This is a genomic window from Actinoplanes sp. NPDC020271 (assembly GCF_044388125.1).
Lineage (GTDB): Bacteria > Actinomycetota > Actinomycetes > Mycobacteriales > Micromonosporaceae > Actinoplanes.
This window is the reverse complement of the sequence record NZ_JBIRWQ010000010.1, coordinates 81,642-98,359: the sequence shown is the minus strand read 5'-3', so window position 1 is coordinate 98,359 and position 16,718 is coordinate 81,642. Positions and strand designations below refer to the sequence as shown.

Here is a 16,718-nt window from a genome sequence, read left to right as displayed (position 1 = left end):
CTAAAGTTCCGCTGTGACGCTCAGCAGTCCGGTCCTGATCGGACGCACCGACCTGCTCACCCTCGCCGACCGGCGGCTGACCGAAGCCGCCCAGGGGCGCGGCGAGTTGCTGCTGCTCGCCGGGGAGGCCGGCATCGGCAAGACCCGCCTGCTCCGGGAGATCGCCCGGCGAGCCACAGGCTTCACGGTGGTCGGCGCGGCCGCCGCCCCGGGCGACGCCGAAGTGGCCGCGGGCCTGCTCACCGACCTCGGCGCCGGGCTGCGGCGGGACCCGGTGACCGCGACGACCGGCGACCGGATCCTGGCCCGGCTGCGCGAGGGGGCGGACGGCGACCCGGACCGGCACCGGCGGCTGCTGGTCGCCGACCTGACCGAGATGATCGAGCGGGTCGCCGTGAGCCCGCGTCCGATCCTGATCACGTGTGAAGACCTGCACTGGGCCGACGACCTGACCTTGGACGTGCTCGCGCGCCTCGCGCTGCGAGCCCGCACGCTGCCGATCCTGCTGATCGGGACATACCGCAGCGACGAGCTGTACCCGCGGGTCCCGATGCGGATGTGGCGGACCCGCCTGCTCACCCAGCGTCACGCCGAGGAGATCCGGCTGCCGCGGCTCGGGCGCGACGACACCGCCGCGCTGGCCGCCGCGATCACCGGGGCGGTCCCGGCGCGGATCGCCGCGGTGTTCGACCGCAGCGACGGCATTCCGCTGCACGTCGAGGAGTTCCTGGCCGCGCCCGACGGGGTGCCGGACACCCTGGCCGACGCGGTGCTGCTGCGCGCCGAGCAACTCGGCCCGCAGGCCCGCGAACTGGCCGGGGCCGCCTCGGTTCTCGGGCGATCGTTCGACCTGGACCTGCTGGTGGCGATCACCGGACTCACACCGGCCCGCATCGACGCGGCGTTGCGGGAACTCGGCGAGCGGTTCTTCCTGCAGCCGCGCGGGGACGGGCTCGCCTACGACTTCCGGCACGCGCTGATCCGGGACGCGCTCTACACCGACCTCGATCCGCTGCGTCGCCGTGAGCTGCACGCGAAGGCGGCCGAGGCCGCCGCGGCGGCGGGCTTCGCGGCCGCGTTCATCAGCGACCAGTTCGAGCGGGCCCAAAGATCGAAAGAGGCTTTCCCGTACGCCGTGAGCGCGGCCACCGAAGCCGTCGCGCTCTCCGCGCACCAGGAGGCGGCCGACCTCTACCGGCGGGCGCTGCGCACCGCGGATCCCGGGTCCGACCGGGCGTCCCTGCTGGCCGCACTCGCCGCCGCACTCGCCGCGATCGACGACAACCTCGGGGCCGACCGGGCGTACTCGCAGGCCTACCACCTGCTGCTGGCGGCGGACCCGGACGCGGCGGCGGCCCTGCTGCCGGGGTGGGTCGCGGTGCGGCACCAGCTCGGGGACGGCCTCGACCAGCGGGTCGCCCAGCTGCGCGCCGGGATCCCCCTCGCCCGTGGGGTCACGCTCGCGCGGCTGCACGCGGCGCTGGCGGCGGCGTACATGCTGGACCGGCGGCTGACCGACGCGCTGACCCACGGCTTCGAGGCCCGGCGGCTCCACGGCGATACCCCCGACCTCGACCTGGACGCCACGGTCGGATCCGTGCTGCTCTTCCTCGGACGCCTGGACGAAGGCGGTGACCTGCTGGAGAACGTGATCGCGCGAGCCACGGCGGCGAACCTGGAACGGGAGGCCGCCCGGGCGTACCGGATGCTCGGCTCGTCGATGTCCGTCCTCGTCGAATACGAGCGGGCGCACCGCTGGCTGACCGACGGCATCGCCTACGCCGAACGGGTCGAACGGTTCAACGACCGGCACTACATGGCCGCGCACCTGGCCCACGTCCGATGGGCGACCGGCGACGTCGCCGGAGCGGCGGCCCAGGCGCGGACCGCACTCGCCGACGGGCGGGGCGGGATCACGACGCGGATCACGGCATTGCACGTACTGGGATATTCCGCTCTGGTCAGTGACCCGGAAGCGGCCAGAGCCGCCCTGACCGAGGCCGCTGAGCTCGGCGGGGCCATGCGTGAACTGCAGCGCGTTTCGCCGGCCTGGTGGGGGCTGGCCGAGCTGGCACTGCTCGCCGGGGACGCCGACGCGGCGATCACCCGGTGCGAACAGGGCTGGGCGGCGTCGGCCGAGGTCAAAGACGCTTCCTATCTTTTCCCGTACGTCGTGACAGGCGCCCGTGCCTACCTCACCGGTCGAGGACCGACCCCGGCGCGGGAATGGGTCACCCGCGTCTCCGAGTTGCTGCGCGAGCGGGCCATCCCCGGCACCCTGGGCGCCCTCGACCATGCCTGGGGGCTGATCCACCTCGCCGAAGGGCAGACCGGGAAAGCGCGCCCGCTGCTGGCCGCGGCAGCGTCCTTCTGGACCGCCCGGCGGCGCTTCTGGGAAGGCACCGCGGTCCGGCTCGACCAGGCCCGATGCGCCCACCGGTCGCGGCGGCCGGGCGAAGCGGCGGCGTTCGTGGCGGCGGCCCGGGACGCCTTCGGAGCGCTGCCCGCGGCCTGGCTCGCCGGGACACCCGCCGGCGCGGCCGTGTCCTCACCGCTCACCTCGCGGGAGATGGAGGTGGCCCGGCTCGTCGCCGCCGGGCGGACCGACCGGGAGATCGCGGGGGAGCTGGTCATCTCGCCGCGGACGGTCGCGGCGCACGTCGAACACATCCGTACGAAGCTGGGCGTGGGGCGGCGGACGCAGATCGCCGGGTGGCTCGCAACGGTTGAGCCTTCGAGCTAATTCCATCGGGGTAATTCAAACGGGCCATAGCTCACGGTCTATCCACCTCGGCACAATCTGCGGCATGAGCGCACCGGGTAACTCCGTCATCCTGCTCGCCCTGCTCAGCCTCTTCCTGGGCTGCGCCGGGTACGCGCTGGGCCGGCTGCACGAGCGGCGGATGAGCGGGGAGGAGCGGGAAGAGGCGTACCGCGACGGGTACGACCATGCCGCGCGCAGCGTGTTCAGCCTCGCCGCGCGGGTCGCCGGGCCACGGCGGCGCGGGGCCGTGCGGGCCTCGGCGATGGTCGGCGACACCGGGGAGGCCCCGCCTCGGACGGGTGAACCGGACCCGTCCGAGGAACCCCCGATCGTGGACGCCTCCGAGCCGGAGCCGCCGGCTGTTGCCCCGGTACCGCCGGCTGTCGGCCCTGCGCCGCCGGCTGTTGCCCCGGTACCGCCGGCTGTCGGCCCGGCGCTGCCGGCTGTCGGCCCGGTACCGCCGGTCGTCGCCCCGGCACCGCCGGCCGTGGGGTTCCCGGCGCCGCCGCCGCACGCGGTTCCCGGGATTCCGGTGCCGGCCGCGCAGGGCGGGGTGCACTACTCGTCGCTGCGGGACCCGCACTGGTCCGGGCAGACCGCACCGATCCCGCCGGCCCCGCCGGCCCCGCCGGCCCCGCCGGTGGCGCCCACCCAACCGGTTGTGCCGGTGCCGCGGGCGCGGCACGCGGCGGAACCCGAGCGGGTGGGGCGGCACACCGTCCCCGACGAATTGGTGCAGGCCGCGACCTACAAGCTGGCCGCGGATCGGGTGGCGCGGGCCAAGGTGCGGCCGCCCGAGGACCCGGCCGACCCTCCGGTGCCGCGCCCGCGGGGGCACTGAGGCCGGCTCAGGGCTGACGGCCCAGCAGCGGGAGGATCTCCCGGCAGCGGGGCGGCTCAGGGCTGACGGCCCAGCAGCAGGAGGATCTCCCGCAGTGGGCCGGTGCCGGGCGGGACCGGACGGGCCGGGGCGAAGGCCGCGCCCGGGATCAGCCGCGACTCGCCGCCGGGAACGGCGCGGGCGATCGGGAGGGCGGTGGCCACCACCTCGTCGGGCAGCTCGAACGGGAGCGACAGCGCCGCGGCGACGTCCCAGCCGTGCACCACGTAGTCGACCAGGTGGAACAAGAGCGCCAGCCGCGCCGGGAAGGTCCGCTCGGTGCTCAGCTCCGGCAGGTCCACCTCACGATCCAGGGCGCCCGGAGCGGCGAACGCCTCGACGACGACGGCGGCGGCTTCGGCGTACCTCTCCCGGAAGTCCTTCCCGGGTCTGGCCGGCTCCCAGACGGCCGGGTCACGGCCGTGGCCCCGGACGGCGGCGGCGAAGCCCCGGTGCTGGGCGGTCAGGTGCGCGAGCAGGTCCGCGAGGTCCCAGCCGGCGCACGGGGTCGGGCGGTTCAGGTCGGCGGCGGTGACTCGATCGACGAGCGCGACCGTGGCCCGGACCGCGGTCCGGTGGACATCCCCGGTAATCGTATGCATGTGCTTATCATCTGCTCCTGCATATGATTGGTCAAGGGGGCGCCATGGCAGGCTGCTCGGATGACCAGGGATGATCTCGGCGCGCTGGCGGCCCGGTTCGGACGGCGGCTGATCGCCATGGAGCAGCCGATTCTGGCCCGGCACGGGGTGTCGATGTGGGCCTACGTCGTGCTGAACGGGCTCGCCCGCGGCGAGGTGCGGACCCAGGCGGCGCTCGCCACGAGCATCGGCGCGGACAAGACCCGCCTCATCCCGATCCTCGACGACCTGCAGGACCGTGGGTTGATCTCCCGCGAGCCGGACCCCGGCGACCGGCGGGTGCGGCTGCTCGGGCTCACCGACCAGGGTCGCGAACTGCACCGGGCCGTGCAGGCGGAGATCAGGGACGCCGAGGCGGGACTGCTGGCCGGCGTGCCCGCGGGCGACCGGGAGGCGTTCCTGCGGACGTTGTCAGCGCTGGCCGGCGGCTGACAGCGCCTCCTGCAGGCCGCGGGCGGCCAAGCGGTCGGCGCGCTCGTTCTCCGGGTGCCCGGCGTGCCCCTTCACCCAGTGCCAGCGAACCTCGTGCCGGCGCACCGCCTCGTCGAGCCGCTGCCAGAGGTCCACGTTCTTGACCGGCTGACGGGCCGAGGTCTGCCAGCCGTTCGCCCGCCAGCGCGGGATCCACTTGGTGATCCCGTCCCGCACGTAGACGCTGTCGGTGTAGATGTCGACGGTCAGCGGCGCCCGGTTCAACGTCTCCAGCGCCCGGATCGGGGCCATCAGCTCCATCCGGTTGTTGGTCGTCGAGGTGGCCTCGCCGCCGCACAGATCCTTCTCGGAGCTGCCCCAGCGCAGGACCGCGCCCCAGCCGCCGGGCCCCGGATTCGGCGCACAGGCCCCGTCGGTGTAGATCTCGACGACGCGGCTCGGCTCACCCATGCCGCGAACCCTACCGAAACCGCCGGCCCGCGGACCGGGGGCAACCGGCCGAAAGTACGGGGAGGGGGTTCTCCGGTAGGGGGCGGTGGCGCTCCGGGCGGAGAAGACTCGGTGGCGGACGTCGAGGAGGTGAGCACGATGACGAGTGAGGGAAGCCATCCGCGGGGCTGCCCCGGGCGGGCCCCCGCACACCCCGCCGTATCGTGGCCGGAGGCGGATCGGATGGGCGGAGCTCATGGTGGGTGGCGACGTGGCCGCGGTTGAGGTACGAGACGTCGTGGTGCGTTACGGCGACACCACAGCCGTCAAAGGGGTGTCGCTGTGCGCCCCGCGCGGGCGGGTGCTCGCCCTGCTCGGGCACAACGGCGCCGGCAAGACCAGCCTGCTCCAGGTCTGTGAGGGGTTCCGCGAGCCGGATTCCGGCACGGCCCGCATCCTCGGCATGGACCCGGTCGCCGAGCACGACGCGCTGATGCCGCGCCTGGGCATCATGCTGCAGTCCGGTGGCGTCTACCCGTGGGCCGCCGCGGGGGAGATCCTGCGCCTGTTCGCCTCGTTCGCCGCGAACCCGCTCGACACCGACATGCTGCTCGACCGGCTCGGCCTGCGGAAGGTGGAGAAGACCCGGTTCCGGCGCCTCTCCGGTGGCGAGCAGCAGCGCCTGAGCCTCGCGGTCGCCCTGGTCGGCCGCCCCGAGCTGGTCTTCCTGGACGAGCCGACCGCCGGCATGGACACCGAGGCCCGGCACACCACCTGGCAGCTGATCGAGGAGCTGCGCGCCGACGGCGTCTCCGTGCTGCTCACCACACACCTGCTCGACGAGGCCGAGCGTCTGGCCGACGACGTGGTGATCATGCGGTCCGGCGAGGTGGCGGCGACCGGCACGCCGGCCGAGCTGACCGCGGCGGCCGGCATCGACCTGCTCGAGGTCCGCGCCGACCCGGGGCTGGACCTGGCCGCGCTCAAGGCCCGGCACGAGGTCACCGAGACCTCCCCGGGGGAATATGCGATCACCGGCGCCCTGGACACGCACGCCCTGGCCGACGTGCTGGCCTGGTTCGCCTCCGCGGATGCGCACGTCACCGCGGTGAGCAGCCGCCGCCGCACCCTCGAGGACGTCTACCTTTCCCTGACCCGCCAGCACAGCACTGCCGTAGGAGCCACCAAATGAGCGCCGGAACCTTCGCCCCGGCACCCGGGCGCGCGCCGATGCGCACCGTCATCGGCAAGCAGATCCGGATGGAGCTGCTGCTCACCGCGCGCCGCGGCGAGGCCGTGGTGCTGGCCATGGGCGTTCCGCTGCTGGTCCTGCTCGGCGCCGGCCTGACCCACGTGACGAACCTGCCGACCGACGACCGGCTGGGTTTCGTCGTCCCAGGCGTGCTCGCGCTGACCGTGATGTCGACCGCGTTCACCGGCCAGGCCATCACCACGGGTTACGAGCGGAGCTACGGCGTCCTCAAACGCCTCGGCGCCTCCCCGCTGACCCGGCCCGGGCTGCTGCTCGCCAAGACCACGGCGATCCTGGTCCAGATCGTGTTCCAGGTGCTGTTCCTGGGGCTGGTCGGCGTGCTCGTCGGGTGGCGTCCGCAGTTCGGTGACATCCTGCCCGCGGCCGGGGTGACCGTGCTCGCCGCGGCGGGCTACAGCGGGCTGGCCCTACTGCTGGCCAGCGTGCTGAAGCCGGAGACGACGACCGGCGCGGCCACCCTCATCTACGTGCTGATGCTCTCGGTCGGCGGGATCATGTTCGCCGCGCCGGATCTGGGCACGGCCGGCTGGTTCCTGCTGCCGCTGGCCGCGCACGCGCAGGCGCTGCGGGACACGCTGATGAACGGGACGAGCATTCCACTGTCGATCTGGCTGGCCCTCGGCACATGGGCGGTCGTCTGGCTGGGCATCGCCGCCCGCAAGTTCCGCTGGGAGTGACACCCGGCCGCTGAGTTACACGGCAGCCACTGAGTTACACGGCAGCCACTGAGTTACACGGCGGCCACCGAGCGACACGGCGGCCGAGCGACACGCAGCCGCTGAGTGACATGTGGGCGCTGACTGACATGTGGCCGCTGGGCGACGGTGTAACACGCGGCCGTGGCCGTGCGGTGTCCACCGATCGGTGGACAACCGGTGACGGTCGCGCGGTCGTCCCGCCCCGCCCGGCCCGGGCGGCACGATTCCCGGTATGGAAGCCATCGAGGTAACCGCACTTCGCAAGACATACAGGAACAAGGAAGCGGTAAGCGGGATCGACCTGACCGTCGCCCGCGGGGAGATCTTCGCGCTGCTCGGGCCGAACGGCGCGGGCAAGACCACGAGCGTCGAGATCCTGGAAGGACACCGGCGGCGTGACGGCGGGGACGTCCGGGTGCTCGGCGAGGACCCGGGTGCGGCCGGGCAGGCCTGGCGCTCCCGGATCGGGATCGTGCTGCAGGACGCCGACGACGCGGCCGACCTGACCGTGGCCGAGATGGTCCGGCACGTCGGCGGGTTCTACCCCGAGCCGCGGGCAGTGGACGAGGTCGTCGAGCTGGTCGGGCTGACCGCCAAACGGAACGCCAAGATCCGCACGCTCTCCGGCGGCCAGCGGCGCCGGGTCGACGTGGCGCTCGGCATCGTCGGGCGGCCCGAGCTGCTCTTCCTGGACGAGCCGACGACCGGGTTCGACCCGGAGGCGCGGCGCCAGTTCTGGGACCTGATCCGGGCCCTGGCCGGCGAGGGCACCACGATCCTGCTGACCACGCACTACCTGGACGAGGCCGAGGCGCTCGCCGACCGGCTCGCGGTGCTGGCCGACGGGCGGATCGTGGCCGAGGGCACCCCGGCGACGCTCGGCGGGCGGGCCGCGGCCGGCTCCAAGGTCTCCTGGCAGGAGAACGGGCACACCCGTACCGAGCAGCCGGCCGACCCGAGCGAACTGATCCGCAAACTCGCCACGGACGGCACCGACCTGCGGACCCTGACCGTCACCCGGCCCACCCTCGAAGACGTGTACCTGACCCTGATCGGAGCGCAGCGATGACCGCCACCACGACCATGAGTGTGAGCCGCGGCCGGATCGAGGTGCTGCAGTTCTTCCGGGACCGCACGGCGCTGGTCTTCACGTTCCTGTTCCCGGCGATGCTCCTGCTGCTGTTCGGGACGATCTTCGGGGACTCCTACGACCAGACCGGGGTCAGCGCGGCCCAGGTCTATGCGGCCAGCATGCTCGCCTACGGCGTTCTGACCACCGGTTTCGTGACGATGGGCTCGGGGCTGGCGATGGACCGTGAGGACGGCACGCTCAAACGCCTCCGCGGGACGCCGTTGCCTGTCACGTCGTACCTGATGGGGAAGTTGATCCTGGTCCTGACCTTGAGCATCGCCGAGGCGGCCCTGCTCATCGCGGTCGGCACGCTCGTCTTCGACAACCCGTTGCCGGACGCGAGCCACTGGCTCACCTTCGCCTGGCTGATGATCCTCTCGGTGATCGCCTGCTCGCTGCTCGGCGTCGCGGTCAGCGCGATCGTCCGGCACGCCCGCAGCGCCGGCGCGATCCTGAACGTGCCGGTGGTGGCGTTGCAGTTCATCTCCGGGATCTTCATCCACCCGATCACCCAGCTGCCGTCGTGGCTGATCACCGTGGCGTCGTTCTTCCCTGTCAAGTGGATGGGCCAGGGCTTCCGGTACGTCTTCCTCCCGGACAGCATGAAATCGATGGAAGCCGCCGGGTCCTGGGAGCTCGGCCGGACGGCGTTGGTGCTCGGCGCGTGGTGTGTGATCGGATTGGTGCTGTGCCTGGCGACCTTCCGATGGAGCGAAAAGGACCGATGACCGACTCGGCCGCCGTCCACGTTTCGTATTCGCGCTGGTGGGACGTCTACTTCTTCGCGATCGCGACGGCCAACGCGGTCGCGGTCCTCTCCTCCGACCAGACGCCGGTGCTCGAGTGGATCGCGATCGGCGCGATCGGCGCGATGATCGTCCTGCACGCCACGATCGGCTGGCGGGAGGCCCGTGGCTCGGACGGTCCGCTTTCGGTCACTGTGCTGGCCGTGCAGGTCACGCTCTTCGTGGTGGCCGCGTCGGTCGTGCCGCTGGCCTCCTGGCTGCTGTTCGCGGTCATCCCGCTGATCTTCCAGCTCGCCCCGACACGTGTCGCGATCGGTGCGGTCGTGCTGGTCACGATGGTTCCGACGGCGGTCGACCTGGTGAGCGGGCAGGGTGACTGGAAACACGACCTGGTGATCTCGGCGATCTCCGCGGCGGCCGGGATCTGGCTCGGGCTGTGGATCATCCGGGTGGTCCAGCAGAGCACCGAACGCGCGAATCTGATCGCCGAGCTCGAGGCCAGCCGCGCCGAGGTGGCCCGGCTCTCCCACGAGGCCGGCGTCACCGCCGAGCGCACCCGCCTCGCCGGCGAGATCCACGACACCCTGGCGCAGGGCTTCACCAGCATCATCACGCTGATCCAGGCGTCCGACCCGGCGCTGCGCGACGAACGCCTGGCGCTCGCGGTCCGCACCGCGAAGGAGAACCTGGCCGAGAGCCGCGCCATCATCGCTGCCCTCTCACCCTCCGCTCTGGCTTCGGGACTTCTCGATTCGGTACGCCGCCAAGCGTCCCGCTTCACCGAGGAAACCGGTGTCGCGGCCGGGTTCCGGGTCACCGGTGACCCGCGTGACCTGCCGACGCCCGTCGAGGTGGTGCTGCTCCGGGCGACCCAGGAGGCGCTGACGAACGTGCGCCGGCACGCTCACGCGAACGAGGTGGCGGTGCTGCTCGCGTATTCTCCGGCGTCGGTGCGGGTGGTCGTGCGCGACGACGGGTGCGGGTTCGACCCGGCCGGGCCGGGTGGGTTCGGGCTGTCCGGCATGCGCCAGCGGGCCGAGCAGGTGGGCGGCACGCTGACCGTGCGCAGCGACCCGGAGACCGGCACCACGATCGAACTGGAGGTCCCCTCGTGATCCGGATCCTGCTCGTCGACGACCATCCGGTGGTACGGATGGGGTTGCGCGGCATGCTCGACGCCGAACCCGACCTGACCGTGATCGGCGAGGCGTCCGACGGAGCCGAGGGCACCGAGATCGCCCTGCGGGAACGGCCCGACATCGTGCTGATGGACCTGCGCATGCCCGGTGGTGACGGGGTGGAGGCGACCGGGCGGATCCTGGCCGCGGCCCGGGACGTCAAGGTGATGGTCCTGACCACCTACGAGTCGGACCGTGACATCCTGCGCGCGATCGAAGCCGGCGCCAGTGGCTACCTGCTCAAGGACGCGTCCCCGGCCGAACTGGCCGACGCCGTACGAGCCGCCGCCCGCGGCGAGACGGTGCTCGCCCCCAGCGTGGCGTCCACACTGGTCCGGCAGGTGCGCAGCCCCGCCCCGCCGGCGTTGTCCGCACGCGAGACCGAGGTGCTGCGGCTCGTGGCGGCGGGGCTGACCAACGCGGAGATCGGCAAGCGCCTGTTCATCTCGGAGGCGACCGTGAAAACCCACCTCCTGCGCGTGTTCAACAAGCTGGACGTCGCCGACCGCACCGCCGCCGTCACCACCGCCATGCGCCACGAACTCCTCTGACCGCCCCGGTCGGCGAGGCCGGCGTCGGGGTTTTCTGCTCTGACCGTGCCCACCCACGGAGGTCGCCCTGGCGGGTTTCGCGTTCTGGGCCGGCCACGGCCCTGCGAGGCCCGCAAGGGTCCCCGCGGGAGCGACGGTCCGGACCACAGCGGAGATGGGCAATGAAGAATTTGATCGTCGAATGACGTGAGGGCCGGGACAGGCCCGGCCCTCACGCGGTGCGGTGGCGTCAGCGGATGCCGAGGGCGCGGCGCATCGTGTAGAAGAGGTCGGTCTGGTTGGTGACGCCGAGGACGTTGGCGGCCTGCGGGCCACCGGCGGCGATGCGGACCTCGGTGCCGGTGTGCTGCTGCGAGCCGGTGATCTCGGAGGTGGCGTAGCTGATCGTCATGGTGGCGTTGTCGTGCGTGATCAGCGTGGCGGTGTAGCCGAGCGTGGCGGCCTCGACGATCTGGCTGGTGTGGCCGTGGTCGGCGGTGACGACGACCAGCGTGTCGCGGTGGGTGCGCTGGTAGTCGAGGGCCTTCTTGACCGCGGCGTCGAAGGCGACGGTCTCACCGATCTGGCCGCACGGGTTCGCGGCGTGATCCTGCTTGTCGATCGAGGCGCCCTCGATCTGCAGGAAGAAGCCCTTCTTGGAGTGCTTGGACTGCTGGTCCAGAACGTCGAGGGCCTTGGTGGCCATGTCGACCAGGTGCGGCTGGGCGGCGGTGCGGGCGGTGTTGGTCGCGCACTTGGCCGGGGCGGTGCCGGTCTTGGTCGGGGTCGGGCCGACCCACTCGAGGTCCATGTTGTTCGGGGCGAACGCGCCCAGGATCGGCGCCTTCCCGGAGGCCTTGGCCAGCCCGGCGGCGTCGGTGACGACCTGGTAGCCGGCCGCCTTCGCCTGATCGGTCACGGTCTTGCCCTTGAAGCCGCCGGCCTGGACGGTCTGGTCGAAGAAGACCTTGCCGCCGCCGAGCAGGACGTCCGGGCGGGTCTGCACGAGCTGCTCGGCGATCGAACCGGTGCCGCCGTTGACCTTGTCGTTGACGGCGCACGCGCTCATCGACTGCGGCCCCTTGCAGCCACGGTCGACGACGTGCGAGCCGAGCACAGCCGGGGTCGCGTCCTGCAGCTCGGCGGTGGTCACGTCACCGGTCCGGTAACCGGCCTTCTTCGCCAGCTCCAGGATCGTCGGCATCGGCTTGCCGTCGGGCAGCACCGAGATCGCGCCGTTGTACGTCTTGTGGCCGGTCGCCCAGCCGGTGCCGGACGCGGCCGAGTCGGTCACGTACTCGGGCAGTGCCGGGTTCGCCTTCTGCACCGCGTAGGTGGTGTACGCCCCGGTCAGCGGCAGCGTGTCCATCGCCAGGCGGCCGTTCGCGCCGACCTGGTAGTTGCGGGCGATGGTGATCTCGCTGTCGCCCATGCCGTCCCCGATCAGCAGGATGACGTTGCGCGCGGTGCCGCCCTGAATGGCGTGCTCGGCGGCCCGGGTCTTGTCCGGGTGCGAGTCACCGGCCATGGCCATGGAAGGGACGGCCACGATCGCGACGGCGGCGGCGGCGAGCGCTGCCCGGCCTCGGATATGCATAGTTGCCTACTCCCTGATGTGTTGACTTTCCCGCAACACGGCATCAGGTGAGGGCTGACGGCAAGTGTCCCGCAGGTTCTCAGCCGGTCAACAGGAACTGACGGATCATCGATGGGCACAGGAAACCGCGAATAGCCGGATATGTCCTTACCAGGACCGCCATACTCAATGCCAGGTGGCGCGTAACCGCAGCTCAACGCGCTTATCCGGGTTCGCTCTCGACCTCACGCCCGTGGCCGGTGATCGGACGGGAGCGCCTGCGGGACCGAGTTCCGTCGCCGCTGCGGGCCAGGCTCGTCGGCGACTGGACCGATCCGCCGGTGTCCGGCCCCGGCTTGTCGCCCGGCTCCCGCCCGGGCCTTCCGCTTCCCGCCCGTCGAGGTGGCGCGAGGCGCCTTTCCGTCGTGAAGGTTCTTGCGCCCGAAATACGCGTTCCGCCGAAAACAATCCGATATGCCGGTTAAATTACGGGTGGCTCCGCCTCACCAGGACCTTCGGTCCGGTGTTTGCGCTGCTGAGGGCCGGGTCAACCGGCGCCCCGACCGCCCCAAGGTGCGGTACCCGAACAGGCAACCTCGTCGGGTGACGAGGACGCAAAGCCAGGGACCTCCCCGCTGGAGGTTGCCCAGCCGCCGAAGGAGACAGGAAGAGAATGCGTCATCGACCCATCCAAGCGGCGCCGCACGAGCGAGTGCCGTTCACATTCTGGGGACGTAAACGAATCCGGCAAGTTATGACGTCTGTCGCGGTGTCGGCGGTGGCCCTGGTCCCCGCGACGTTCATCGCGTCACCGGCCCTCGCCGCCCCCATCACAGGCCTCAGCATCAGCTCTCCCGTCGTCAACGAAGGGGGAACGGCCAGCTTCACGGTGACCTATGCCGGCCCGGGTCCGTCGAGCACCATCACCTTCACCACGAACGGCGTCACGGCGACTACCGGAACCGACTTCACCACCTTGCCGACTGTCCCGGGCGGCTCCGGCACTAATAACGCTGACTACGCTTTCTCTGGTTCCGGCTCCATCGTGGTGACCGTCCCTACGGTTGCGGACACCGCGGGCGAGGGCTACGAGACATTCCAGCTGGTCGCCACGGCCGGGTCCGACTCGACCACCGCGACGGCGACGATCGTCGATCCGAAGGCCAGCAATATCACCGTTGCTCCCGCCGGTGTCTGGGAAGGGGGAACCGCCAGCTTCGCGGTGACCTATACCGGGACCACGTCGTCGGGGGCGGTGAACTTCGGTACGGCTGGGCATGCCGAGAACTTGAGCCGCACGGCGGTCAAGGGAACGGACTTCAGCGCGACGCCGAGTGTCGCCAGCTACACCTTCCCCGGCACGGCCGCCGGTGGGACCAACACCATCATGGTGACGGTCGACACGACTGCTGACGGTGACGCCGACGAGACGTTTGAGCTGTACGCCGCGGGTCCGGCCGGCATGGCGACCGGGACTGGGACGATCTGGCAGACCGACGCGACCAATGACATCGTCCTGGGCGGCGCGACGACGGTCGCGGAGACAGCGGCCGGCGGGACCCAGAAGGCGGTGACGATCACCGCGACCTCGACGAACCCGGAGCCGCACGACGTCACCATTCCGATCCAGACGGCCGACTACGCGGGCGACAACTACGCCGGGAACATGGCGACCTCCGAAGGCGGCGTGAACCGGGACTACACCGCGCTGGGAGCCGACGCGGCGATCACCATCCCGGCGAACGCGACGTCCGGTACGGCGACCGTGATGCTCTGGGATGACAACTCGGATGAGACGGACACCCAGTACTTCCTCGTCAAGAAGGACGCCGGCCGCCCGACGCTCGGCGGCGCGGTCGTCTCCGCCCAGAGTTCGGTGAAGATCGGCATCAAGGACGACGACGCCACGCCGGTCGCCACCATCGGTGACGCGGGCTCGGTCGTCGAGGGCAACCGCCTGATCTTCCCGCTGTCGGTGACCAACCCGTCGGAGAAGGGCGTCACGCTCAACTACCTGACGACCGGCGACACCCAGAACGGGGCCGTCGGCGCGGCCACCGTGACGGCGAGCGACAACCACGGGTCGACCGACACGACCGATGTTGTCGCGCCGGCCACGGCGCAGCCGGTGATGATCGCGAAGTACGCCACCACCACCAACCTGTCGCTGGTGACCACGACGAACCCGAGTCCGGGCGGCGTGCCCACGTTCGAGGGTCCGGAGGGCGTCAAGGTCACGATCAGTGAGCCGGTCAGCGGCGCGACTTCCACGCTCGGCACCAAGGCCACCGCCACCGGCACGGTCACCGACACCGGCTCGGGCAAGGCGCTGACGTACTCCAACACCTCGATGGGTGCGGGCGACGTGGCCGGCCGGACCTACCCCGAGGGCAACACCGGTCAGGCCGACAAGAAGATCTACGTCCGGTTCTCCACCACCTCGCCGCTGCCGGCCACGCTGAACTACAGCTTCGCCGACGGGACCGCGAAGAACGGCACGGACTTCATCGGCAAGAGCGGCACGGTCACGGTGCCGGCCGACTCGACCAAGGACGTGACCATCCCGGTCACCATCATCGGAGACACGAACGCCGAGCCCGACGAGACGTTCAAGCTCGTCGTGACCAGTTCGTCCGGTGTGGTCGACGATGCCTCGCTCGGTGAGCAGACCTTCACCATCCACGACGACGACCTGCCGCCGACCTGGACCACCTCGGACATCAAGGTGCAGGAGGGCGACTCCGGTACGACCCTTGCCCGGGTTCCGGTCAAGCTCAGCGGGCCCGCTGCGGTCGACGTCTCGTTCGACGCCAGCTTCACGCCGTCCGGCAGCGCCGGTACCGGTGGTACGTTGGAGCTGGGTCTGAACGACTTCAGCACACCGACGGCCACCACCGCGACGATCAAGGCCGGCGATACCGTCGGTTACTTCGACGTCCCGATCAACGGCGACACGGTCTACGAGCACGACGAGACGTTCAACGTCACCTTGGCCCCCACCTCGGGCAGCGCTGCCAACGTGACCACCTCGTTGGACACGACGCAGAGCGTCGCGAAGGTGACCGTCGCCAACGACGACGCGATGCCGAAGCTCACCTTCGCGCTGGGCACGGCCACCGAGGGTGGTTCGATCCCGGTGACCGGCACCATCGTCGGCACCTCGCAGTACCGCTACCACATCGGCTTCAGTGTCGGCGGGGGCGCCTCCAACCCGGCCACCCTGAACGCCGACTACACGGTTCCGGACAGCGTGGCCACCACGGACATCAACGTCGCGCCGGGCGAGTCGGGCGCGCTCAACAAGGCCGGCAACTTCGCCGCGGCTGCGGGTGGATACACGCCGCCGGTCATCACCGTGCTCGACGACGCGATCAACGAGCCGACCGAGACGATCGACATCACGGCCAGCGAGATCTCCAGCCCGCCGAGCGGCTTCGCGCCGTCGTCGGGAACTGCCAAGATCGCGGACGACCCGACGGACACGCCGCCGGCGGTGACCATCAACGACGTCATGGCCAACGAGAAGGACGGGTGGGCCGAGGTCCCGGTCACGCTTGCCTTCACCGGCAGCGCGACCTCGACGGTCCAGAACGTGACGATCCCGTACTACACCGCGGACGGCACGGCCAAGGTCGGCAAGGACTACCAGCTGACCAAGGGCGTCCTGACCATCCCGCCGGGCACGATGACCGGGACCATCAAGGTTCCGCTGATCAACGACCGTGACATGGAGCCCGACGAGGTCTTCTCGGTCCGGCTCGGCGCAGTCGGCCCGCAGGGTGCCAGCGTGATCAGTGGGGACGCCACCGTCACGATCAAGTCGGACGACATGACGCCTCCGGTGGTGCCGTCGCTGATGGTGACCGGCCCGGCGGCCGGCTCCGGCTCGGTCGTCCTCTCCGGCAAGGCGGCTCCGGGCGCCGAGGTCTGGCTGTTCGGCGCGGCGCTGCCCGAGACCGACAAGAAGGACCTGAAGAAGCTCGGTTCGGTCAAGGCCGGCCCCGACGGCATGTACCGCTTCACGCGGTCGGTCAGCACGGGTTGGGCGTTCTACGCCGCGACCGACGCCGGCACCACGTCGGTCCGGACGGTCAAGCTGACCCAGGCTCCGTCGCTGGCGGTGTCCACGACCAAGGGCAAGCTCGTCGCCATGGTGGGTGGTAACCCGAAGGCTGCCGGCCAGACGGTCACCATCCAGCGCAAGAGTGGCAGCAAGTGGGTGACGGTCGCGTCCGGCAAGACGACCTCCAGCGGCTACAAGGGCACCTGGAGCTTCAAGTCGGGTACGAAGCTGACGCTGCGCGCCCTGGTCTCCGGCAACACCGGCATGGGCATCAACGCCGGCTACTCGGCCACGAAGACCATCACCATCAAGTAAGCATCATCTGACCCGAAGAAGACGGGGGCGGCCGTGAGGCCGCCCCCGTCGCCTTGTCCCG

General features: G+C 71.1%; 13 protein-coding genes and 1 riboswitch. Of the genes, 10 read left to right on the top strand and 3 right to left on the bottom strand.

All coding sequences use genetic code 11. The features are described from left to right. Nucleotides 1-13: 13 nt before the first annotated feature. Both ACH442_RS22895 and ACH442_RS22890 read left to right on the top strand, forming a co-directional pair. A complete protein-coding gene (locus ACH442_RS22895) occupies nucleotides 14-2,743 on the top strand; it encodes an ATP-binding protein (RefSeq protein WP_396340114.1) in 2,730 nt (909 codons plus the stop codon). Between the two features lie 64 nt (nucleotides 2,744-2,807). Continuing rightward, the gene (locus tag ACH442_RS22890) at nucleotides 2,808-3,605 is read left to right on the top strand and encodes a hypothetical protein (protein ID WP_396340113.1); all 798 of its coding nucleotides are present in this window, start codon (nucleotides 2,808-2,810) and stop codon (nucleotides 3,603-3,605) included. A gap of 56 nt (nucleotides 3,606-3,661) precedes the next feature. On the opposite strand, the gene ACH442_RS22885 is transcribed toward ACH442_RS22890, so the two are convergent. Continuing rightward, nucleotides 3,662-4,246, bottom strand: coding sequence for a TIGR03086 family metal-binding protein (locus ACH442_RS22885; protein WP_396340112.1), 585 nt, complete (start codon nucleotides 4,244-4,246; stop codon nucleotides 3,662-3,664). A 60-nt stretch (nucleotides 4,247-4,306) separates the two neighbouring features. Here ACH442_RS22885 and ACH442_RS22880 point away from each other — a divergent pair, with 60 nt between their 5' ends. Next, nucleotides 4,307-4,717: a MarR family winged helix-turn-helix transcriptional regulator gene (locus tag ACH442_RS22880; RefSeq protein WP_396340111.1), complete on the top strand. Its 411-nt coding sequence runs from the start codon at nucleotides 4,307-4,309 to the stop codon at nucleotides 4,715-4,717. On the opposite strand, the gene rnhA is transcribed toward ACH442_RS22880, so the two are convergent. Further along, on the bottom strand, nucleotides 4,697-5,167 hold the full coding sequence (gene rnhA / locus ACH442_RS22875; protein ID WP_396340110.1) for a ribonuclease HI: 471 nt from the start codon (nucleotides 5,165-5,167) through the stop codon (nucleotides 4,697-4,699). The genes ACH442_RS22880 and rnhA overlap by 21 nt on opposite strands. Before the next feature lie 250 nt (nucleotides 5,168-5,417). Between rnhA and ACH442_RS22870 the strand changes: the two genes are divergently transcribed. The 6 genes from ACH442_RS22870 (at nucleotide 5,418) to ACH442_RS22845 (ending at nucleotide 10,724) form a co-directional block, all read left to right on the top strand. After that, nucleotides 5,418-6,338 (top strand): ABC transporter ATP-binding protein, encoded by a 921-nt coding sequence (locus tag ACH442_RS22870; protein WP_396340109.1) that lies wholly within the window; start codon nucleotides 5,418-5,420, stop codon nucleotides 6,336-6,338. Then, a complete protein-coding gene (locus ACH442_RS22865; protein WP_396340108.1) occupies nucleotides 6,335-7,096 on the top strand; it encodes an ABC transporter permease in 762 nt (253 codons plus the stop codon). The genes ACH442_RS22870 and ACH442_RS22865 overlap by 4 nt, the downstream gene beginning before the upstream one ends. A 253-nt stretch (nucleotides 7,097-7,349) precedes the next feature. Beyond that, a complete protein-coding gene (locus ACH442_RS22860) occupies nucleotides 7,350-8,186 on the top strand; it encodes an ABC transporter ATP-binding protein (RefSeq protein ID WP_396340107.1) in 837 nt (278 codons plus the stop codon). Then, nucleotides 8,183-8,977 (top strand): ABC transporter permease, encoded by a 795-nt coding sequence (locus ACH442_RS22855; protein WP_396340106.1) that lies wholly within the window; start codon nucleotides 8,183-8,185, stop codon nucleotides 8,975-8,977. The genes ACH442_RS22860 and ACH442_RS22855 overlap by 4 nt, the downstream gene beginning before the upstream one ends. Continuing rightward, complete coding sequence (locus ACH442_RS22850) at nucleotides 8,974-10,110, top strand: sensor histidine kinase (RefSeq protein WP_396340105.1); 1,137 nt, start codon at nucleotides 8,974-8,976, stop codon at nucleotides 10,108-10,110. Before ACH442_RS22855 ends, ACH442_RS22850 begins: the two co-directional genes overlap by 4 nt. Further along, nucleotides 10,107-10,724 (top strand): response regulator, encoded by a 618-nt coding sequence (locus ACH442_RS22845; protein ID WP_396340104.1) that lies wholly within the window; start codon nucleotides 10,107-10,109, stop codon nucleotides 10,722-10,724. Before ACH442_RS22850 ends, ACH442_RS22845 begins: the two co-directional genes overlap by 4 nt. Nucleotides 10,725-10,953: 229 nt before the next feature. Here ACH442_RS22845 and phoA read toward each other — a convergent pair whose 3' ends face one another. Next, complete coding sequence (gene phoA, locus ACH442_RS22840) at nucleotides 10,954-12,300, bottom strand: alkaline phosphatase (RefSeq protein WP_396340103.1); 1,347 nt, start codon at nucleotides 12,298-12,300, stop codon at nucleotides 10,954-10,956. 558 nt (nucleotides 12,301-12,858) lie between these two features. Next, nucleotides 12,859-12,937, top strand: a riboswitch (cyclic di-GMP riboswitch). A 96-nt stretch (nucleotides 12,938-13,033) separates the two neighbouring features. Between phoA and ACH442_RS22835 the strand changes: the two genes are divergently transcribed. Beyond that, the gene (locus tag ACH442_RS22835; protein WP_396340102.1) at nucleotides 13,034-16,657 is read left to right on the top strand and encodes a Calx-beta domain-containing protein; all 3,624 of its coding nucleotides are present in this window, start codon (nucleotides 13,034-13,036) and stop codon (nucleotides 16,655-16,657) included. Nucleotides 16,658-16,718: the final 61 nt, after the last annotated feature.